This is a genomic window from Pseudomonas nabeulensis (genome assembly GCF_004682045.1).
GTDB lineage: Bacteria > Pseudomonadota > Gammaproteobacteria > Pseudomonadales > Pseudomonadaceae > Aquipseudomonas > Aquipseudomonas nabeulensis.
Genome location: NZ_QUZT01000010.1, coordinates 26,201 through 46,622 on the forward strand (window position 1 = coordinate 26,201; position 20,422 = coordinate 46,622).

Genomic DNA, 20,422 nt, shown 5'->3' on the forward strand with positions numbered 1-20,422 from the left:
CGACAAACGGGAAAGTCGCCACGAGTTCGCCTGAACCCCTTGTTTTTCGGGGGGCATTGCGCTTGCGATGGAGGCTTATGGTTATTTAAAAGCCTATCAAAAGCTTTTTTTTAATGAATCTTCCTACTTCCAAGCCGCTCATAGACTACGGATTGATTGGTTGCAGGCTACATAACCTGTGGGCATAATCCTACATGCTTCGGCTACGGTCGGGCTACTGAGCTCAGTATTGCAGTGAACCTTAAGGAGTTACATTTTCATGGCTACCGCTACTAACGCACAAAAAATTGCTGGTCTGTACGCTGCTTTTTTCGAACGCGCTCCAGATGCAGCCGGTCTGTCCTACTGGGAAGGCCAGTTCACAGGTAACGCTACCGTTAACACCATCGCTGTTCAATTCGCAGCCAACCCAGTGTTCGCAGCCACCTACGGCTCGCTGACCGACGTTCAATTCGTAAACGCTGTTTACCAGAACGTATTGGGCGCTGCCGGCGACGCTGCTGGTGTTGACTACTGGGTAAGCCAGCTGAAAACTGGTGGTGCTGACGCTCGCGCTAACTTCGTTGCGCAGTTCGTTAACGACGCACTGACCGTTGACGTTGCTTCCTTCACCAACCTGACCGCCGAAGAGCGTGCTGTTGCCCAGGGTCGTCAAGACACCCTGACCAACAAAGCCAACGTTGGCCTGCACTTCGCTGAGAAGTTCGGTGCTGCTTCGAACATCACCGCTACCGGTGACATCACCCAAGATCCTGCGTACCTTGCCGCTCAAGCAGCTATCAAGAACGTAACTGCTGATCCGGCTACTGCCGCTGCTGCTGAAGGTCGTATCGACATCGCTGTCGGCACTTCTGATCCAGTAGGCTCGCTGGTAGGTCAGAACTCGGCTCTGACCGCTGCCCTGGTTGACTTGCAAGCTAAAACTGTTGCTGAAGCACAAGCGCTTGAAGCTCTGGCTCTGGCCGATAACGCTGCTGACGCCGCCCCAATCACTGACGCTGCTTTGCTCGAAAAGTTCGTTACTGATTTTGACGATGCTGCCGCACTGGCCGCAGTTAGCGACGCTAACTCTTCGGTAGCTGATGCTCAGAAAGACGTTGCAGATTCTACCAATGCTCTGACAGCCGCTCGTGCTTTGAACAGCGACGTGGCTCTGAAAACTGCTGCTACCCAGGCGCAAACAGCTGTCGATAATGACTCCGCTGTCAAGGCTCTGCAGGTTACTGCTAACAACGCTAAGACTGCACTGGCTTCGACTACCGATCTGGCTGTACTGACTGCGGTACAGGACGCTCTGAGCGCCTATGTTAAGGCAGGTGGTCTGGTTAGCACTGAGCTGAACGACACCACTAATGTCACTGTTGGTGATCTGGTCAACCAGGTTAACGCAGTATTGAACTTGAAAGTTGGCGTTGACGGTGATGCAGCCTTTATCGCGGCTGCTCAGAAAACGCTGGTCGAGAATTTCCTCGATGGCGCCGACAATGCTTTTGTAGTTCCTGTTAGCACTCCTGCTACAGCCTCTGAAACCGCTCTGCAAACCGCTATCACCAAAGCTGAAGCTCGCGACGCGGCTTATGATGCTTCTGTGAAAGCTGACCTCGCATTTTCCACCGAAGGTTCTGGCAAAGGCGCTGCACTGCTGGCCGCTGAAGCTGCAGTCACTGCACGTGATGGTCAGATCAAAGCTGTAGCTGATGCGGCTGCTGCCGTGACGAAAGAGCAAGCTGATCAAGTCAAGGTCGTTGCTGCTTACGACGCGCACACTGCTGCTTCGGATAAAGTTGTTGCTGCTGAAAAAGCTATCGCTGACCTTGGCTACAACGTCGGCACGCTGACCCCCGGTAAAGACCTGTTCGTAGCTGATGCTGCAAAAGTTGGCGTTGCTGGCACCGTTACTATTGGTGCTGGCTTCGCCACCGGCGACGAGCTGTTCATCGGTACTCAGTACAAGTTCGGCGGCGCCACTGACGCTACCAAAACTATTGGTGACCTGTACGCAGCCGGTAACGCTAGCGCTCTGGAAGTATTCTTCGAGCAGAGCGGTGCTAACACCATCGTTCACGTCGAAGCCAAGGCTTTCGCCAACGCCGGTGCTGCACCTGCTAACGATGTTGCAAACATCGTACTGACTGGTGTTAACGCCAACACCCTGACCTTCGAGAACGGTTTCGTTCACGTAGCGTAAGGATTTCTCGCTGACCTTCGGGTTTGCTTGAAATAAAAAACCCCGGCTTCGGCCGGGGTTTTTTGTGGGCGGTTATCACGTGTCGGTGTCAGGGATAACCCGTCGGGTTTTGGCGAGTCCAGCGCCATGTATCCGTCATCATGTCTGCCAGGCCACGCGTGGCTTGCCATCCCAGCTCTCGATTGGCCTTGCCGCTATCGGCCCAACACTCGGCAGTGTCGCCAGGGCGCCGTGCCGCTAGCCGGTATGGGATCTTACATCCGCTGGCCTTCTCAAACGCTTCGATGATTTGCAATACGCTATAGCCGACCCCCGTGCCCAGATTCCACACCGCAACACCGGTAGCGGCTTCAATGGCATGCAACGCTTTTAGGTGCCCATCCGCCAAGTCCACCACATGGATGTAATCGCGAACGCCGGTGCCATCAACGGTCTGGTAGTCATTGCCATACACCGCCAGCTCCGCCAGCTTGCCCGCAGCCACTTGGCTGATATACGGCAAGAGGTTGTTGGGCAGCCCGTTGGGGTTCTCCCCAATCAAACCGCTGCTGTGCGCGCCTATCGGGTTGAAATAGCGCAACAGCGCGATGCTCCAGCGTGGGTCAGCAGCGCCCAAATCGCTGAGGCAACGCTCTACCATGACCTTCGATTGCCCGTATGGGTTGGTCGCTGAGCCGGTTGGCAGTTGCTCGTGCAGCGGCATCTCGCCAGGCTCGCCATACACCGTGGCCGATGAGCTGAACACAAGTTTGAAAACGTTGGCGACGGCCATGGCTTCGCACAGGGTGAGCGTGCCGGCGACGTTGTTGCGGTAATACAGCAACGGTTCGGCAACGCTTTCGCCCACTGCTTTGAGGCCGGCGAAGTGCATGACCGCGTCGATGCTGTGGTCGGCGAAAACACGATCGAGCAAAGCGCGGTCATTGATATCGCCCTCTACGAATGTCAGTGCGCGGGCGGCTAACTCCTCTACGCGCGAAAGCGAGACTGGCGAACTGTTACAGAGGTTGTCCAGCACCACCACGTCAAGTCCAGCTTCCAGCAGGGCCAATGTAGTGTGCGAGCCGATATAGCCCGCACCTCCGGTTACCAATATTTTCATATCAGTCGAATACTCCTTTATGTAATAGGTGGGAATCCTTACCCTTCCGCGTTTGAAGGGCGGGCAAAGGCAGCTTAACCCAGCACCTTTGTATACACCTCCAAGGTTTGCCGGGCACATTCATGCCAGGTGTAATGCCGTGCGCGCTGCAGACCGCTGCGCACTTTGTGCTCGCGCAGTGGCGCATCGGTCAACACAGCCTGCAGCGCTGCGTGGATGCTGTCCACGCAGTGTGGGTCTACCTCCCACGCGGCACCGGCAGCCACTTCCGGCAACGAGCTGCTATTGGACGCGATCACTGGGCACTGCGCCGCGAACGCTTCAATCACCGGCAGTCCGAAACCTTCATATAAAGAAGGAAACACCAGTGCACTGGCGCTTTGCAGCAGCGCGAACACATCGCTCTGTGGCAAATAACGCAGCCAGCGCCCTTCGCCGGCTCGTTCCAGCGCTTCCAATTGAGGCAGCAGGTCGCCGTTATTCCAGCCGTCTCGTCCCACAATCACCAGCGGATGGGCCTTGCGCACATTGGCCGGAAGCTGTTTAAACGCCTGAAGTGTGCGCAGCAGGTTTTTTCTCGGTTGCAACGTGCCTATGAACAGAAAAAACCCCGGTGGCAACTGATGCTTCGTCAGCACGATCTCGCGTTGTTCCGGATCGACGCGCTGAAAATAGGCGGGGTCAACACCCAGCGGTGTGACGCTGATGCGCTCGGGTGCAATGTTCAGATGATGAATCATGTCCTGACGGCTGTGCTGCGAAATGGTGATGATGTGGTCTGCCTTGAAAATCGACTGTTTGAACAGCCAACTCTTGAGCGGACGCAGGTTGTTCTTGATCCACTCCGGGTGCAGCAATGGAATCAGGTCCATGATAGTGGCGATCGTGGGCACGCCAGCGATATTGGGTATCAGATGATCGGTGGCGTGAAACAGGTCTATGCTGCCGGCAATCGCTTTTGAGCTAGGCAAGGTGAGACCCATGCTTCCACTGAGCAGGGCATGCACTGGAAAGTTTTTGGCCAGCCGTCGCGGAGCGCCGCAGGGAAGCGGCGGCCAGTCACGACCAAATGCATACGGCTGCACGTGAATAGCGTCCGGTGAGAGTTCGTTCAGCCCCTGCCAGAGCGCGCTAGTATAAGTACCGATACCATCATGATGGCCAGCACGTGCGCCATTTGCCCAGACGGTACAACCATAGCCAAGTTTCATATCCAAGCTGTCTCGTCTTGTCGAGGATTGAGCCCATAGCGCTCAGCCCTCAAGTTGGGTAGGTCGGTTAATACAGTACCGATGTTGGGCGCTGAGGTTACCATATTTGCGTGTAACTGAGCGCAAAGCGTAATCGTTAACTAATGGCTGGAGATATATAACTAACTACAATTAAATTCGGCTATAAAATCCATTGTTGATTTATATTTTAATGTTAACTTTGGATTAATATACCAGCTGCGTGGACATCGTTTTCGGTCATTAGTAATCAGGTTGCATTCGTGGGAAACCAATTGGATAATGCCAGCATCGTTCGCGCCTGCGGCGAAAAGCATGGAGTTCCCGATGTTTACCCCTGTAATCCTGGCTGGCGGTAATGGTTCGCGCCTTTGGCCGCTTTCGCGCCAGAGTTTTCCCAAGCAATTTCTGGCTCTGGATGGCCAAGATCAGGGTACCATGTTCCAGCGCACGTTGGCCCGTCTGCGGGGCCTGGATCATTCGCCTGCTGTGATAGTCAGTAATGAAAAACATCGCTTTATTGTGGCCGAGCAATTGCGAGTGGCCAATGTTGCTAGTCGTCGTATTATCTTAGAACCGCTGGCGCGCAATACTGCTCCGGCCATCGCCTTGGCGGCACTGGAGGCTATGGCAGATGGTAGTGACCCGATTTTGCTGGTGCTGTCGGCGGACCATCATATTCATGATGAAGACGCTTTTCGTGAAGCCGTGCGCGTAGCTCAGATCCATGCTGAAGCTGGCCGCCTGGTGACATTTGGGATTACTCCTACTAGCGCAGAAACCGGCTTTGGTTACATCCAGTGCGGTCAGGCAGTGGAAAGGGGCGGCTTTGCCATTGGGGCATTCAAGGAAAAGCCATCTCCGGAATTGGCCGCCCAATACCTGAATTCAGGAGAATACCTGTGGAACAGTGGAATGTTTATGTTTCGGGGCTCGGTGTTCCTAGGAGAGCTAGAGCGGCACCGCCCTGATATATTGAGCGCTTGTCGGGTCGCCATGGAGCATGCGCAGATCGACAGACACTTCACTCATGTGCAGGCCGAACAGTTCTCATTATGCGAGGAGGAGTCGGTAGATTACGCTGTGATGGAGCGCACTACTGCCGGCCTTGTCGTCCCGCTAAATGCAGGCTGGAACGACTTGGGTAGCTGGTCGGCGATCTGGGATGTGGGGCCCCATGATGCCAACTCCAATCGCCTTGAGGGCGACGTGATAGCCCTGGGCACACGAGATTGCCTTGTACAGTCTCATCACCGACTGGTCGCGGCGGTTGGCGTTGAAAATCTTATCATCATCGAGACCAAGGATGCGGTGCTGATTGCTAGCAAGCATGACAGTCAACAGGTCAGGGATGTAGTCAGGCACCTGCAGGCCGGAGATCGTTCGGAGTTCGTCAGTCATCCATTGGTCAACCGCCCTTGGGGGCATTACGACACAGTGGACAAGGGCGAGCGTTACCAAGTCAAGCGCATTAGCGTGTTACCTGGAGAATCTCTATCTTTGCAGCTGCACTATCACCGAGCTGAACATTGGATTGTGGTATCAGGTACCGCACGTGTCATCTGCGGCGAGCAAGAGCTGATCCTGTCGGAAAACCAATCTACATACATCCCGCTGGGCGTCCGGCATTCGCTGTCTAACCCGGGCAAGGTGCCGTTGGAGCTAATTGAAGTGCAATCGGGTGTTTACTTGGGAGAGGACGACATCGTGCGCTTCGAAGACCGCTACGGGCGTCTGGAAAATAGTTAGCCATTACTCGTGTGGCTGTAGGATTAATTATCTAAGGTAGTCGTGCGTTCACGCGGGATTATCGAACCTCTGATTGCCTCATTCTCGCTGATCGGTCATGGGTGCATCTGCGGGTCGGCGGCTCAGAAAGGAATACGAAATAAATGCTGGCGCCGGCTTGCCTCTTCCGGCGTAGGGGGAACGTAATCGTACGGGGTGTATGAAGTGCTGGTGCGTTTGCGCAGTGAGGAGGCGTAGCTGGATGTTGACCCACTGTAGTATGCGCCAGGAATGCGCCGGAGCGTATTGTTGATGTTGATATTAATGCTTGCGTGTCTCTGAAGAGTATTCTAAGACTATAAAATTTGCGGAGCGGTATTCAGTTAATGCGTTGTTACGTTGCTTGGGTTGGGCGCGTTACGTTGCGCCGCAACAACACTACTTGCTTGAGATTTCAGTCCAATCGACGTATATCGTTAAGGTAGTCGGATTAGGAGCTTGTCAGCGAGAGCGCCTGCCAAGCGAATGATTTATGTCATGAAGTCTACCTATACCGACACGACCGAAATCACTTCGATAAATTTAAATTTTTTCCTTGCCTTTCGAGTAGCATCTTGCTCCGCTACCAGTGAGCTCAGCGTATCAGCCTCATGTATTAGCTCATACATTTCGCCTTCAAATTCATTCCCCACCCGCAGCGTAACCCTTATTCTGGGAGTAAAGCCCGTTAACACTGTCTTCTTTTTTGCGAGTTTTGGCAGCTCTGCGATGGTGGCGTTCGTGCCGAGCTTTCTTTCATTCGCAGTCGCCGGACTCGTAGCCTCAAGCCCTCCAAACAGTGCGCGTCGCATCTCTTCTTCTGTCAGTTCTGTAGCCATATTATTTCTCAACAAAGACATTGTTTGTAAAGTTATTCATCGCAATTGATCCCGCTGGGAAAAGTATTTACGATGAATTAAAAAATTTTTTATTAAGTATTCTCTCTACCGTGTGTTGAAAAAATATACCAAAAACTATGAGCGGTGAAATACGCGCTAATTGTTGGCACTACAGGCCGAAATTAACGTCGAAGTAACTGAGTGGGCTGGGAATACGTGTAGGATTGGATCTAATGCTATTCCCAGTCAGTAAGCTCAGCATATCGTTGGCGCGTTTCGCCGCTCTCTCTGCTTCGTAAGGCGTTCAGCCGTCATTTTTAGGTTATATTCTTGGTCTAACCGAGACAGTAGACCTTCCTCGAGCCGTAAGCGGCAGGTAAATGAAATTCCGCCGCTGCGCCTAATTTTGCCGGAGTCGCAGCGAAAGGCGTCGGCGCTTCATGGTGATATGCCGTTTGCCCGGAGAGCGGTAATACTGCTAATCCGTCTAGCGCAAAATGCGGTTGAAGGATGCATGTAAGATCGCATAGCTTCCTTCATCAAATAGCTGCAGGTAACTATGGTGCTAATCTGACTTGGCGGCAGATTGGCATTGGATTTTCTTTCACGCGATCCGCAGTGCTTGTCGCTCAAGTGCACTAAGAGCGTCGCGCGGTTTTGGCATGAAAGCTCTGCGAATATAACGTGGCGGTCCTAACGGTAACCGTTGCGGCAGACGCTGCTCCTACTTCTATTAGGTCGAATTTTTTCTACGCCATCCGTCCCTCGGAATAGCCTGTCAGCCGATCTTCATCCGCACGAAGCACTGCACACATTCGCAACAAAGCTTGGGCATCTGCCTCGTTGCCTGCAAGACTCAAGCGCTCGGCAATTCTCCTAAGCTCTACAGCGGACCACTTGAGGTCAGAGGCGATGCCTTGCAAGTCGCGCTTTATGTCTAGGCTGGGAGCATTGGTTTTCATTTTTAACCTAATATCGTCGGCTAGTCTCTGGCTTATATATTCTACCGGTATGGCAGTGAGTTTGAAAATTGCCTGCGCCACATCAAGGCTGGATTTAAATCGCCTTCAAGCAAGAGCCATCTATAATCCGCGGCACGCAGACTGGCGAAGCTGCGACTGGGCCTCCCGATATTCCTGCTGTGTCATAGGCATATTGCCTTTAGGAAAAAAGTGCGGTTCTGATGTTCTAGTCGCGCAACCCATAAGCATTAACGGTAATAATAGAACAATTATCTTCGACATGTCTATCCTTGGAGTAGGTGAGCTTTCTGATTTCCAATTCGTAGCAGCCCTCTGCTGATGCACAGTTATTGTTTGGTCTGATAAGCGGCACCGTCTCATAATCTTGTGAGGAAACGTCATCTAGTCCACGCACCGGCATTCAAATGACCACAGCTCTTATCAAAGTTAACAGTCGAAGAGTCCGGTTCAGCGGTTTCAAAAAAAGCTTCGCTCCGCCACATTCAAGCTTTTTGAGTGTCGCAACCTTACTATTGGTAGCTTGATTACGTCCAGCACTCCCCAAGTGCGGCATCATCGTGGGTATCAACAACAATCAGGGGCCCGTGCGCGATGCTGTAACCTACGGAGGAGGTTCTGGAATCAATTTTTATCTCACGCCACACGTCCCGTCTTTGAATCATACCTCAAATAGTCGTATCGGTCAGAATACCGGGAAGGTGGGGCTACTGGCTTATGATGTCATGTAAAAATAATTTTTGCACCCCATCCAACTGCGACCGTGGCAAAGTCACATGTATCTTCATCTGGTAGGCCGCGCAGCAGGAGGGTGCGAAGCAACATAAGGCGTTCCTCTGCGTATCGTTGAGCACGAGCCCTCAACCAACTGAATTCACATCCCTATAACTGAAACCCATAAAATGTATATCTACCCCGTTAGATAATGACGCTCGAAGGTAAGTGGCTGGTGGTCTTAGATAACATGCGCAAAGCTTGTGTTTTGTGTGCGATCGTTTCGTACTGGGCCTCGCGATAGAAAATCGATGAGCGTTGTGCGCAGGTTAAGCGATTATGGGGGGATCTGCAATTTCGTGGTCAATTTGACCAGGGGAGTCACTGGACAATGACTGCTTCTGGTCCGGAGTGTGTATAAACGCAGTTCGGTGTTCTTGATGTTTTGTTATCGCGATCGGTCAACCGCTCATGTGCTGCGCATTGCCTTTCGAATGGGGCTGCCGCTGTCAACTGCTATCGAGGCACTGTCGACCGCAGGCAAAGCCTCAAAACATCTATAAAAAGACGACAGTTTCTATGCTGCGAGCGCTTTCAGCAGGCTCGTATTGCCAATGATTTTATCACCCGTTTCAAGTTGCGGGCGAGCACGTTCAGGCTCATCTGTGCACTCGCCCCGATCAGCTTTTGCGTCATGAAATGCGTCGCACATCTATTGTTTAAGCGCTTCGAAGGGATGCTACACCGTCCGTTTTCGGTCCGCATCATCTCCGACGCATTGCTCAGCCGGTTCTGCATTTTCTCCAATACGGCGTCATGCTCCCATCGCCGAACTCGCCGTTGGGTGCTCGGTGTACGCTTCGATTTCAGCACGCATCCCTGGAAATTAGAACTACAGTAACGGTGGACGTCAGGCTTTTGGGAATATTGGTATAGCGCCGAAACAATATCTCTCCAGCGGGCAAACGCATTCGTTTTTGCCGCATCTTAGATGAAGGCATGCAATTGAAATGCCCGTCTGCTTTGGCTCCAGCGATCATCGGCTTGGGCACATCGGCGGTGATTCCCGCATCGTGACAAGCCAGGATTTGCTCACTACTGGAGTAAACTCGGTCAGCCACGAACGACACTGCCTGAAGCTATAGCGTCGCGAGCCTGCTTGGCCATCGAACTGAGTTGATCGCGCGAAACCGGCGTTGGTCCTCTCATGTGCAGCGATCAAATAGTGTTGAATATCGGCGGCTGTCTGCACGGTAGCCGAGGATTCCCGTACTGCGGATCATCACGGAACGGCTATCTGAATAGCTTAATGAGACCTTTTTATCCCGGCGAGTCATTGAGCTGGATTTCGATGGCTTGAAGCTTTTTTATTTGAATTGAGCTTTGGCGATTTCCTCTTCCCGCCGCCCGGCGCTGGGCTCGAAAGCTGTAGGTTCTTGCTGATCGGCCGCACCGAGTGCGGCTAGTTCATAGTTGATGGTCGATACAATCTCTTCCATTCGCCGCTTCAATTTGGCGCGGGTGGCATTGCGGTCGCGGTTGTTGACTGCTTGGAATTTACTATCATCGATGTCGGCCAGATTCTTTCCAAACATTCCCAACTGTTGACATAGCACAACGAACTGGCGGCAAACGCCTCGGGTGTCCGAATGAACGTTGAACGGGTGTCCGGATGTTGGTGGCCTGAATATCCGGGTAGCGTCGAATCCGCACACAAAGGCCTTATTGAGCGCATCAGTCGTGGTGGGGACGACTCGCCCACACGCCGAGCGCGGCAAATCCTTGAGCAACTGGATAGTTTTTGGCGAAAGCGGGATGGTTTTCGGCAGCCCGTTCTTCGTTGTAGGCAGGTGTGCTGTCCTACGACCCGGGTTCACATGCTTCTAGCGCAGCTCGAAATTTCGCCACGGTGCATGGCTGTCTCAAACGCCAGTTGGACAATGGGCCGTATCCATGGATTATCGTGTGAGGCGTCGGCATCGGTGCCGTAAGCACGGCGCTCACGAAGTTTTAAAGCGTTGAGGATGTAATACGTGCCCAGGCTTGGGCATCGGATTTGGTTTCGAAGGTTTTGCGCTGGGCTGGGTAGCCCTTACGGCGGATTTGCGCTTCCCACTGATACTCGCCGCGATTCCTGATTGTTGCCATTTCGACCATTCCCGCCACTTTTGAGTGTGGCAAATTTGTGGCAAAAACGACTTTCAGAACTAGGACAGGTTTCTGTCAGGAGCGCTATCCCCTTGTAATACAAGGTGTTGCCGCTGACCGAAAACTGACCCAGTAGAGGCTGTTCTGCCGACTGAAAACTGACCCAGGTGTTCAACTGCTTCTGCTCACTTTTCGAGCAGGAGATCACAGGGTGATCAGCATGGAAATGTTGGGAAAAATCCGGCGGATGTACTTCCGCGACAAGCTCTCGCTGCATCAGATAGCCAAGCGTACCGGGCTGTCTAGAAACACCATCCGAAAATGGGTCAGAGCGCCCGAAGCCACTCAGCCAGCGTACCAACGGTGCGCAACCTTCAATAAGCTCAGCCCTTTTCGCGAGACCCTGGAGCAGGCGCTCAAGGCCGATTCGTTCCGGCCAAAACACAACCGCAGGAGCGCCAAAGCACTTTTTGAGCAGATCAAGGCCGAGGGTTATGACGGCGGTTACAGCCAGCTCACGGCGTTTGTGCGCTCTTGGCGAGGCGAGCAAGGCAAGTCTTTACGCGCTTTTGTACCGCTGACGTTTGCGCTCGGTGAGGCCTTTCAATTTGACTGGAGCGAAGAAGGTCTGCTGATCGGTGGTCTTTTTCGACGTATCCAGGTCTCCCACATGAAGCTGTGCGCAAGCCGCGCATTCTGGTTGGTTGCGTACCCCAGCCAAGGCCACGAGATGCTGTTTGATGCCCACACCCGTTCGTTTAGAGCGTTGGGTGGTGTGCCGCGTCGCGGCATCTACGACAACATGAAAACGGCTGTCGACAAGGTTAACAAAGGCAAAGGCCGCACGGTCAACGCCCGGTTTTCCGTGATGTGCGCGCACTATCTGTTCGATCCGGACTTCTGCAACGTGGCCTCTGGCTGGGAGAAAGGCATCGTCGAAAAGAACGTGCAGGACAATCTGGCTCGATGCTCAAAATTGCATGTTCCATACCTTTGAGGAACTGAATGTCTGGCTCGGCCAGCGTTGCCGGTCGCTCTGGAGCGAACTGGTGCATCCGCAGTACAACGGGCTGACGGTGGCCGAGGTCTTGGAGCTGGAGCAGGTCGAAATGATGCCAATGCCGACGGCATTTGAGGGCTACGTCGAGCGTACCGTGCGGGTCTCCAGCACCTGTCTGATCAGCGTGGCGCGAAATCGCTATTCAGTGCCATGTGAGCGAGTCGGCCAGTGGGTCAGCAGCCGTTTGTACCCTTCGCGGATCGTGGTCATTACCGACGAAACGGTGATCGCCAGCCATGAGCGCCTCTTTGATCGAGATCAGGTCAGTTTTGACTGGCAGCACTACATCCCACTCATCGAACGCAAGCCTGGTGCATTGCGCAATGGCGCGCCATTTGCCGACCTGCCAAAACCGTTACGGCTTCTCAAACGAGGACTGAGGCGTCACACCAAGGGTGATCGAATCATGATGCAGGTACTGGCTGCTGTGCCAATTGCGGGTCTCGAACCAGTGCTGGTGGCGGTGGAGCTGGTACTTGAATCGGGAAGTCTGAGCGCCGATCACATCCTAAATGTCGTTGCCCGCCTGACCTCCACCGCACCGCCTCCCTGTGTAGAAACCAGCCTGCAACTCAAGGTCGCGCCTGTTGCCAATACGGCACGCTACGACCGGCTCCGTGCGACCGATGAGGAGAATCGCAATGCGTGACCTAATGACTGAACTCAAAGAACTTCGCCTGCACGGCATGGCCAGTGCCTGGGAAGAACTGGTCTCTCAAGGAACAGCGTCGACGGCTTCATCGAAATGGCTGCTGGAACATCTGCTTCAGCAGGAACATGCGGATCGCGCGGTGCGCTCGGTGAATCATCAGATGAACATGGCAAAACTCCCCATGCACCGTGACCTAGCTGGCTTTGACTTCAGCGCTTCCAGCGCTGATGCCCGGCTGGTCAGCGATCTATCCAGCTTGGCGTTCACTGAAACGGCGCAGAATGTCGTGTTCATCGGCGGCCCTGGAACCGGGAAAACACACCTGGCCAGTGCCTTGGCTGTATCCGGAATCACGGCCCACAACAAACGCCTGCGCTTCTTTTCCACGGTGGATCTGGTGAATCTGCTGGAGCGTGAGAAGTACGATGGCAAGGCAGGGCGAATCGCCCAGACCTGGTGATACTGGATGAGCTGGGATATTTGCCCTTTAGCCAAAGCGGCGGTGCCCTGTTATTTCACCTGCTGTCCAAACTGTACGAACACACCAGCGTGGTCATCACCACCAACCTCAGCTTCTCGGAATCGTCGAGTGTGTTTGGCGACGCCAAGATGACCACCGCGTTGTTGGATCGGCTGACACATCACTGCCACATCGTCGAAAAGGGCAACGAGTCCTATCGCCTACAACACAGCACCTTGGCCGCCCAGACAAAGATCAAGTCACGGGAACGAAAGCGCAAGGACGGAGATGATGTCGAGGACGATGAGCCATTTTGATCCGCACCATAAATGCCCTGCTGCATGCGGTGGGGCTTGATGCGTCTTCAATCGGACTACTGCTGCTAAGCTTATCCACAATTGCTGGGGCAAAAATCAGCAATCCGTCCTGGGTCAATTTTCAATCGGCAGGGTGGGTCACTTTTCAATCAGCGCCAACACAATATTGATTTCGACAAACTACGCGAAGAGTTCAAGCAAACTACTTATAAGAATATTGAAATCGCCGATCTGCGTGGATTTCTGGAAAGAAAGGTGGCGCAGATGCTAGCCGCCAATAAAACCCGTAGCGACTTTGCCCAACGCTTGCGGGAGATCATTGACCGTTATAACTCCGGTGGTTCTGCTACTGAAGACTATCACGAGGAGTTGATGCTTTATCTCGAAGCACTCAGCTCCGAGGCAGAGCGTCATACTCAAGAGGGACTGAGCGAAGACGAATTGGAGCTATTTGATCTTCTGAAGAAAGAAAATATGACGATTGAGGAAAATCAAAAGGTTAAACTAGCAGCCAAGTCTCTTTTGATTCGACTTTTAGAAGGCCAACCTAAAGTTTTAGTGCAGGATTGGTTTAAGGACGGTCAAAGCAAGCGTGTGGTTAGAACTACAGTGGAACAGGTTCTACACAGTAATCTTCCTGATAGCTATGATCGCGTGACGTTTAAAGAGAAGTGCGACAATGTATTCGAGTTGATAGTGGGCTATGCGAGCGAGGGGCGAAAGTGGGCTGCTTGATTTTGGCTGCGGATACTATCTGAAGCGCCACCAAAGAAGGAACGCCCGTTGTCCTGGGCCCGTCAATTTGTACCTGTTTTCCGCGTCCCTTCATGAGCCCTCCCTAAGGGTGGCCTCGAACGCGGCGGCGAAGCTTACGAGGTCACTATTCAGAACAAGGCACAAGTCACGAAGCTGAACCGTATCCAGCCGTCTTACCCCTCTCTCGACATCACTCATGAACGACTGCGGCCTTCCTAGCGCTGCGGAGCACTGGGCCTGGGTCATCCCTGATTCAACGCGCATACGCTTTAGCACCCGCAGAAAGATCACGTGTTCGCGTCGGTAAATAGCCTTGGTCATAGCCGTTTCCAGGCAAGGAATGGCTAATCAAGCTATATCTGCTTTTGGGATATCTGACTTTCAGTTATTTTGTTTGCATTCGCTTGGTTTAGGAGGCTGTATGAGACTGGTCTGGGAGTTATTTCGGGTGGCATGGGCCGTCGGGTGTCTGCCGGTGGGTGCGCTTTTGCTAGTCGTGGTGGTTTTTTCTGGCTTCAACCTGCCTTTCTTTCTGGGTTTAACCAGTAGCGAAGACCCGGCGATTCGTTGGCTGTTCTGGGTCTTGGTTCTCTACTTCGTCGGTGGCGGATGGATGTTCTCCAGAATCAACCAACGCTATGCCGAAAAGCTTAGGAGAATGGTCGCGGGCTATCAGGCTGAAGGGTTCCGCCCTCAAGTCGAAGTGTTCGCGAAGATCAATGACGCCTACGTTGGTGTCGACCTGCAATCACAAATGTTGCTGGCCTACCCCGTTGGTCAGGACGGTCATCTCTTCCGTTTGGACGAGATTCGCTCCTGGCGCATCCTTCCAGTCGGCAAGAGCAACCATCGGTTGGAGCTGTTGACCAGCGATTTGGCAATTCCGACGTTTAGCCTCGCGCTTAAAACGACCGACGTGACCAATACGGAGGCACGGCTGCATTCAATCTTCAGCACTTAGCTGGATGATGGAGCCTTCACTTAGCTATTCGGAGTGGCCCGATGACCGACGTAACCGCAGGCAGTGTTTGGCAGCTAGATATCGCTCAACTGAAGCAAGCCAACGCCACTATGCGTTTGGCCAATCAAGCGCTGGCCGCTGACGATGTTGCCGTCCTATCCACTCTCGGTTTTTCGCTCGCTCACATTCGAGAGCTAAGAAGCAAAGGCGGCTTCAGAACCTCTTCCATTGCGCAGAATACACGAATGATCAATTGCCTAAAACAAAGGGAATCTGCCCATGCTGATTAACCACACGCCATTGAGAATCGCGTCCGGCGTCTTGGCGGCTACGACCATCGATTCTGTCCGCCGATCGACTTCGTATCATGCCTGCGGCTGGCAGATTCTTGACCGTTGGGCGTTTAATTCTCCCGAGCAGCTTCGCGCACTTGAAGCACAGGGAGAGCTGCTGCTTTTAGGGCGGTTGCTTGAACAGCAAATCGTCGAGCATGAGGCGCTCATTTCGCCCCTCGGATTGACGCAGCGGAGGCAAGGGCTTGCAGAGCATGAGGTTCTTGCGCTGTCAGGCATCTCTACCGAGTTGTGAGCCATCGACGGCAGCGCGTTTTACCAAAACTTTCGGCCATTGGCCGCAGTGGGGTCTCGGGGCTTGCCCTGAGCAGGGACGGTAGGCGAAGCAAAGAAGTGAAACGACTGCCGCGTTGCCTGTTGTACGTACGCCATTCATGGCGGGAGTACAAACCCTACCCTGTCCCAGTCCTTATCCTCCAAATGGTTGCAGCCTTTGTGCACGATGTTGGTGACTAAAAGTTGTCTGTCCGTTGGTCCTGGATTTCTTAGCCCTCGATGAATAAAAGCATCGTTGGGGAGGGTGCAGAGGGAATCGTCCAATGACTCGACAGACACAAGAATCAGACGCCATCGGCCTAACAAAATTGATCATCAAAATATTTTGTGAAGTGAGCGCGGTAATTTTCAGAAAACACCGCAACACGACGCTGTACGAAGCAGGGCGTTGCCTGTGATGGTGTCAGTATTTTGAAGTGCGCGCGTTTGCCGTTGGTGACTGTGCGTGGATTGCTCGGGTAAGAAAAGAAAAACATCTGGCAGCACAGGGAAAGGTCAATCTGGTGATGCTGAGGGAGGCATGAGGTAGGCAAATCTGGGCACGTCATCCACAACTGGAGTAAACACTATGAGTGAAACCTGGCTGAAGAAAATGTGCTCGCTTGCACTGCGACGGAAATCTGTAGGCGCGATGAACGGTGGTAAGCCGTTTACCAGGTGCGGAACCCTCATGGTCTATGCGGGAGAGCTCAAGCTGATACCTGAGCTCATTCCCGAGTCAAAACCTTCCAGACGCTCCACGCCGCCCGATTCAAATTAGGTGCAGCATCTCAGGGCGGCTGAACGCATGTCAGTAAAAGTGGAACGCCTTAACTGATACGAACCTTGTGTAGCCGGTGCGCAGGGCTAGCTGCTCAGACTACCTTCCTGATCAAACAGAGCTCTGGCAGAGGGGCCATAGGTCGCGATGACATTCTCGATGGTATCCCGGTCGTTACAGTTCAAACTGCGCGTCAGGTCGAAGAGGGTGTTCCGTTCTGCTTTCCACTGGCTGATGATTTCAAAATTCGGTTGGGCTTTCTTCCGCTCGTAGAAAATCGACTCGGAACGCAACGCTATCAAGCAACCCAAGACGTCCTGGGCGATTTCCAGTCTATGAGCATCTGATGGTTGGTTCATCGTTGAGACCTCCTGCTGATCAGTACCAGTACGTCGCGTGGTAGTTTCTGGATTTTTGAATGCTTCGTAATCGATGCTCATCGTGACTGTCGCTCGGCTGTTGGGGACTGCGTCGACTGTCAGCTGGGAGGCATCCCGAGATCCAGGATACGTTTTTGACAGGCGCTGCTGTTAGCTGAAGAATGGTTGCATGCAAAAAACAGAATCTGAAACCTTGGGTGTTGAGGAGTATGAAGCATTCGAGCTTATGGCTCGGGAGCTCCACACCCATTTTTTAAGCGAGCGGAAAAATTTCGCGGTTCGAGTGCCACTCAGTCTAGTGAGCTATTTGTTCACTGGGATTTTGCGGAAATCACGGTTGCCGAAAATTCAGCTTGAATGTGCCATAGCGGAATTAGAATTTGCTGTCGAGGCCAGGACATTTCGCCGATACATCAGCGGTCATACCCGGATGTCATGGAGGACGTTTCAGCGATTGGTTTTCTGGGCGCTGGGGCAGCAGTGGATCAGCGCGTGGATGTGCCGCGATTTGATGTCAAAAGCCCATCTATGCGAGGTCGCCCAAATCAGTGCACGCGAGCTATTGAACGAACGTAAGCGCCTCGTATCAGCGACTGAAATACACAGAGAGGAAATGGTTAGGCGCTTTTATGAAAACCTAGCACTCAAGGACTTGGAACGAGAGGAAGAAGCAATCGTTTCTATTCGAAGAAACGATGAAGCGAGGGAGCTCGCACGTTCCCTAGCATTGGATATAGCTGATTAGCCTCAGGCCTGCTTGGCCACCAGCGCTTCGGTCCTAATGTTGTAGTAGCCCTCCAACGTGTTTATCTCGCAATGCCCGGTGACACTGGCAAGCTCGGTCACACTCGGTAGCTTGGTAGCAAGCCATCAAGTCGCTTCATCGCGCCATGACTTACATTTAGGATAGCTGCCGCGATCAAGCTAATGCCATTACCAATCAGGCTCCAGCTCTGTGCTGAGGTGAATGCCCATGATCCTGGCCTTACGGTACCTCAACGGCTCTGCATTGATCTCCAAGGCGACGAGACGATTTGCAGCGACCACTAGACTGTTGAATCGCTCGTTGTGAATAGCTACATACGCAACCAGACTTTTGCCTGACGCCTGCATTGAGCCGATGCAGCGAGGTGCCGCCTTCCCGTCTAGGAGTAGCGGGTCAACGTATAGGCAGCATTCCAATATCGGGTATTTGAACACTTCGGGATATCGGATGGAGCCGTGCAGCTTTATCGAAGCATGCTCTGAATAATGGTCACCGATTAGCCTGGTATCGGCATGCGTGGCCATTCCAAAGGACCACGACATATCCCATTGCCAAATCCGGGCTTGTACGATTATTCGATCAATGACTGCATGGCTTCGACCTGCCATAGCATTCTTCCTCTCGAATTGGACTGACTTCTGCCATGACCCTATACCTGCTGCTTACGGTGAACCGGATCTATTCAGATGTTCAGCCAAATACATGGTTAGCGCCATGGCGTCCTGCGGTTTACCCGATGCGGAACGAAACCTTTCTGCCATCGCACTGACGACAAGCTGAGCCCCATTTCGAAGCTTTCCCGTGGTCTTCGCCTTTACAAGCGCTCTATGAACATCCGTCTGATATTCTGCGGGGATTCCGGACATGTCCAGTTCATAGGAAGAGCTAGTGGTCGTTTTGGTTTCAGTTGATGGTTTAGGTTGAGGTTTGGTGTTATGCCGACCCTGGTCCGATACGGTATCGATACCGCATGCTTGTGGTATCGATACATCTCCTACCGCTGAGTTTGGCCGCGGGAAGAGGGCATCGTTGATCAAGCGTTGCTGACCATCATCCAGTCTGTCGTTAAAATCGCGTAGGAAATCATCAAGCCATTCGCTCGGGACACGGCGAATTTCCTCAATTGCTCTTGCTCTTAGCTTCGGCCCTGTCACCTGCGTGGCGGTGTGGTGGTCCCACCATATACGTACCCAAACAATATATTTCGCCTGATCGTATCTAGCGAGGCCTTCATCCTGCAGGCGATGCATGACTTGCAACCATTGTTCTGCCGTCCAGCCAATCTCAGCTCCTGCAATGCGAGGCACGAGGGGATACACGCCCGTGATATTGCTGTCGGGACCTGTTAGTAGATGCAGCAATGCGACCTTGTCCTCAGTGCTGCAATTCAACAGGCGCGGCGAGCGCCAAAAATTTTGATCCCTGATGGTTCGTTGTCTGCCCATCCTCACCGCTCCTGGTGCAAAGTTAGGGCGATGACGTACGGGACGATCATTGTCGCGCCTCCACCTGCGTTTTCTTGGTGGGCCTCCCTGTACGTTTTGAACTTGATGAGGCATTTGGCATGGATGGGCGATGAAGGCTTTCAGTGTTGCCGGTGCGCATCCATGCTCTTAGGTCGCCTAGTCTCCATCGTAGCCGTGACAGGCCCGGTACAGGCTCCAGTCCCGGCAACTTACGCTGACGGACCGTAAGCACGCTGAATCCCGTCAATGCGGCAACCTCAGATACGCCGATCAGGACGTCGTCGCCAAGCTTCTGTATTTTTTGGATAGTTTCATAATCTACTGGCATCGGGTTATCGCTCGATTGATCTGGTCGACACAGACTTCGCCAATTGAGCTTCTTGTAGCTAGGACATCTTTTTAACAGAGGCCTGTAAGTACCTCACCTTGCGGAGTTTATAGGCGCCTCTTTGAATTGGTTACGAAATTCGTACTAGAAAGCGGAGATTTGTAGTAATCCTCATCAAGAAAGCGAAGAACTTTTTTGAGCTCTGCTTTTTGAAGTGGTAAGATTAGTTGCTCAACCCCGCCAGCGGCAGTAATGGTGTTGAAGGGTACATTGAATTCTTGCGCAGCTGGCTTCATCGTTCCTATGGGTATTGATTGCAGTATGCCACTTTGCTGGATTAGCGAAATCTTTCTGCGCACCCAAGAGTCAGCTATCATTAGCAACTCCGGCGCGCTAGCTACTGACAAAGTTGGAATTAGAGCGAAGCCGTTTACGTCCTCATCTGTAGCGGTCTTGTAATATTCGCTAAGGTCAAAGATCTGGCGAGCAGCATGAAAGCTGAAGAATTTAAGCCTGCCTCCATCTAGAATCGCTGTAAGTTTATAGTCGAGAGTAAGCCCGATTCCTTCTATTTTTTTTATAGACGTTAGCTGCGTGGAATATTGATAGGCCTCGTGTCGATATTATTCTTCGTTTATCAAAGTTTTGAAGTGGTATGCGTACTCCACCTCCGTCAGCTGCATAACCTGAAAATAGAGCTTTTATTAACGTGAAAAACTCCTCCGTTGGTTCAACTTCTGCGATGGCTAGCGGGTTCCCAATAGCAGCCGCTAGATCGTCGATATCGTCAAAATCGTCAATGAATAAGACCTCGTCATCGTCTGGCTTATAACTTCCATCAAATTCAATTTCTTGGTCAGCTTCGTCAAACTCTGCCTCTTGTGTATGTAGAAGATCGGTAAGTTCGGTTTGCACAGGCT

At 52.7% G+C, this 20,422-nt stretch carries 15 protein-coding genes and 3 pseudogenes; 9 read left to right on the forward strand and 9 right to left on the reverse strand.

Annotated elements, in window-relative coordinates; genetic code table 11:
- Positions 1-259: 259 nt before the first annotated feature.
- Positions 260-2,188 carry a DUF4214 domain-containing protein gene (locus DYL61_RS07720; protein WP_135307855.1) on the forward strand — a complete coding sequence of 643 codons (1,929 nt, stop codon included), beginning with the start codon at positions 260-262 and terminating at the stop codon, positions 2,186-2,188.
- Between the two features lie 88 nt (positions 2,189-2,276).
- Here DYL61_RS07720 and galE read toward each other — a convergent pair whose 3' ends face one another.
- Both galE and DYL61_RS07730 read right to left on the reverse strand, forming a co-directional pair.
- Positions 2,277-3,290, reverse strand: coding sequence for a UDP-glucose 4-epimerase GalE (galE, locus tag DYL61_RS07725; RefSeq protein ID WP_095014217.1), 1,014 nt, complete (start codon positions 3,288-3,290; stop codon positions 2,277-2,279).
- 74 nt (positions 3,291-3,364) lie between these two features.
- Positions 3,365-4,501: a glycosyltransferase family 4 protein gene (locus DYL61_RS07730; RefSeq protein WP_135307911.1), complete on the reverse strand. Its 1,137-nt coding sequence runs from the start codon at positions 4,499-4,501 to the stop codon at positions 3,365-3,367.
- Between the two features lie 345 nt (positions 4,502-4,846).
- Here DYL61_RS07730 and DYL61_RS07735 point away from each other — a divergent pair, with 345 nt between their 5' ends.
- Complete coding sequence (locus DYL61_RS07735; RefSeq protein ID WP_095014219.1) at positions 4,847-6,268, forward strand: mannose-1-phosphate guanylyltransferase/mannose-6-phosphate isomerase; 1,422 nt, start codon at positions 4,847-4,849, stop codon at positions 6,266-6,268.
- A gap of 527 nt (positions 6,269-6,795) precedes the next feature.
- On the opposite strand, the gene DYL61_RS07740 is transcribed toward DYL61_RS07735, so the two are convergent.
- The 3 genes and pseudogenes from DYL61_RS07740 to DYL61_RS31545 form a co-directional block, all read right to left on the reverse strand.
- Positions 6,796-7,125: a hypothetical protein gene (locus tag DYL61_RS07740; protein WP_095014220.1), complete on the reverse strand. Its 330-nt coding sequence runs from the start codon at positions 7,123-7,125 to the stop codon at positions 6,796-6,798.
- Positions 7,126-7,874: 749 nt separating this feature from the next.
- Entirely contained in the window at positions 7,875-8,087 is a 213-nt protein-coding gene (locus DYL61_RS31540; RefSeq protein WP_095017517.1) for a hypothetical protein, read from the reverse strand.
- 1,309 nt (positions 8,088-9,396) lie between these two features.
- Positions 9,397-10,459, reverse strand: a pseudogene (locus DYL61_RS31545) (transposase); the annotation flags it as partial.
- 728 nt (positions 10,460-11,187) lie between these two features.
- On the opposite strand from DYL61_RS31545, the pseudogene istA reads away from it, so the two are divergent.
- The 3 genes and pseudogenes from istA (at position 11,188) to DYL61_RS07770 (ending at position 14,191) form a co-directional block, all read left to right on the forward strand.
- Positions 11,188-12,676 (forward strand): annotated as a pseudogene (istA, locus tag DYL61_RS07760) (IS21 family transposase).
- Positions 12,669-13,456, forward strand: a pseudogene (istB, locus tag DYL61_RS07765) (IS21-like element ISPsy20 family helper ATPase IstB). The pseudogenes istA and istB overlap by 8 nt, the downstream one beginning before the upstream one ends.
- Positions 13,457-13,537: 81 nt before the next feature.
- Entirely contained in the window at positions 13,538-14,191 is a 654-nt protein-coding gene (locus DYL61_RS07770; RefSeq protein ID WP_095014221.1) for a type I restriction enzyme endonuclease domain-containing protein, read from the forward strand.
- Between the two features lie 90 nt (positions 14,192-14,281).
- On the opposite strand, the gene DYL61_RS07775 is transcribed toward DYL61_RS07770, so the two are convergent.
- Complete coding sequence (locus DYL61_RS07775) at positions 14,282-14,533, reverse strand: helix-turn-helix domain-containing protein (protein ID WP_095014222.1); 252 nt, start codon at positions 14,531-14,533, stop codon at positions 14,282-14,284.
- A 100-nt stretch (positions 14,534-14,633) separates the two neighbouring features.
- Between DYL61_RS07775 and DYL61_RS07780 the strand changes: the two genes are divergently transcribed.
- Genes DYL61_RS07780 through DYL61_RS07790 form a run of 3 tightly spaced genes read left to right on the forward strand, consistent with a single transcriptional unit; the run spans position 14,634 to position 15,761 of the window.
- Positions 14,634-15,173, forward strand: coding sequence for a hypothetical protein (locus DYL61_RS07780; protein WP_095014223.1), 540 nt, complete (start codon positions 14,634-14,636; stop codon positions 15,171-15,173).
- A gap of 41 nt (positions 15,174-15,214) precedes the next feature.
- Positions 15,215-15,463: a hypothetical protein gene (locus DYL61_RS07785; RefSeq protein WP_135307856.1), complete on the forward strand. Its 249-nt coding sequence runs from the start codon at positions 15,215-15,217 to the stop codon at positions 15,461-15,463.
- The gene (locus DYL61_RS07790; RefSeq protein WP_095014225.1) at positions 15,453-15,761 is read left to right on the forward strand and encodes a hypothetical protein; all 309 of its coding nucleotides are present in this window, start codon (positions 15,453-15,455) and stop codon (positions 15,759-15,761) included. The genes DYL61_RS07785 and DYL61_RS07790 overlap by 11 nt, the downstream gene beginning before the upstream one ends.
- A gap of 887 nt (positions 15,762-16,648) precedes the next feature.
- On the opposite strand, the gene DYL61_RS07800 is transcribed toward DYL61_RS07790, so the two are convergent.
- Positions 16,649-17,002, reverse strand: coding sequence for a hypothetical protein (locus tag DYL61_RS07800; RefSeq protein WP_238704547.1), 354 nt, complete (start codon positions 17,000-17,002; stop codon positions 16,649-16,651).
- 109 nt (positions 17,003-17,111) lie between these two features.
- On the opposite strand from DYL61_RS07800, the gene DYL61_RS07805 reads away from it, so the two are divergent.
- On the forward strand, positions 17,112-17,687 hold the full coding sequence (locus DYL61_RS07805) for a hypothetical protein (RefSeq protein ID WP_095014228.1): 576 nt from the start codon (positions 17,112-17,114) through the stop codon (positions 17,685-17,687).
- Between the two features lie 683 nt (positions 17,688-18,370).
- Here the strand turns inward: DYL61_RS07805 and DYL61_RS07815 are convergent.
- Positions 18,371-19,153, reverse strand: a complete 783-nt coding sequence (locus DYL61_RS07815; protein WP_095014230.1) for a hypothetical protein — start codon at positions 19,151-19,153, stop codon at positions 18,371-18,373.
- A gap of 889 nt (positions 19,154-20,042) precedes the next feature.
- Positions 20,043-20,417 (reverse strand): hypothetical protein, encoded by a 375-nt coding sequence (locus DYL61_RS31450; protein WP_202978027.1) that lies wholly within the window; start codon positions 20,415-20,417, stop codon positions 20,043-20,045.
- Between the last annotated feature and the right edge of the window lie 5 nt (positions 20,418-20,422).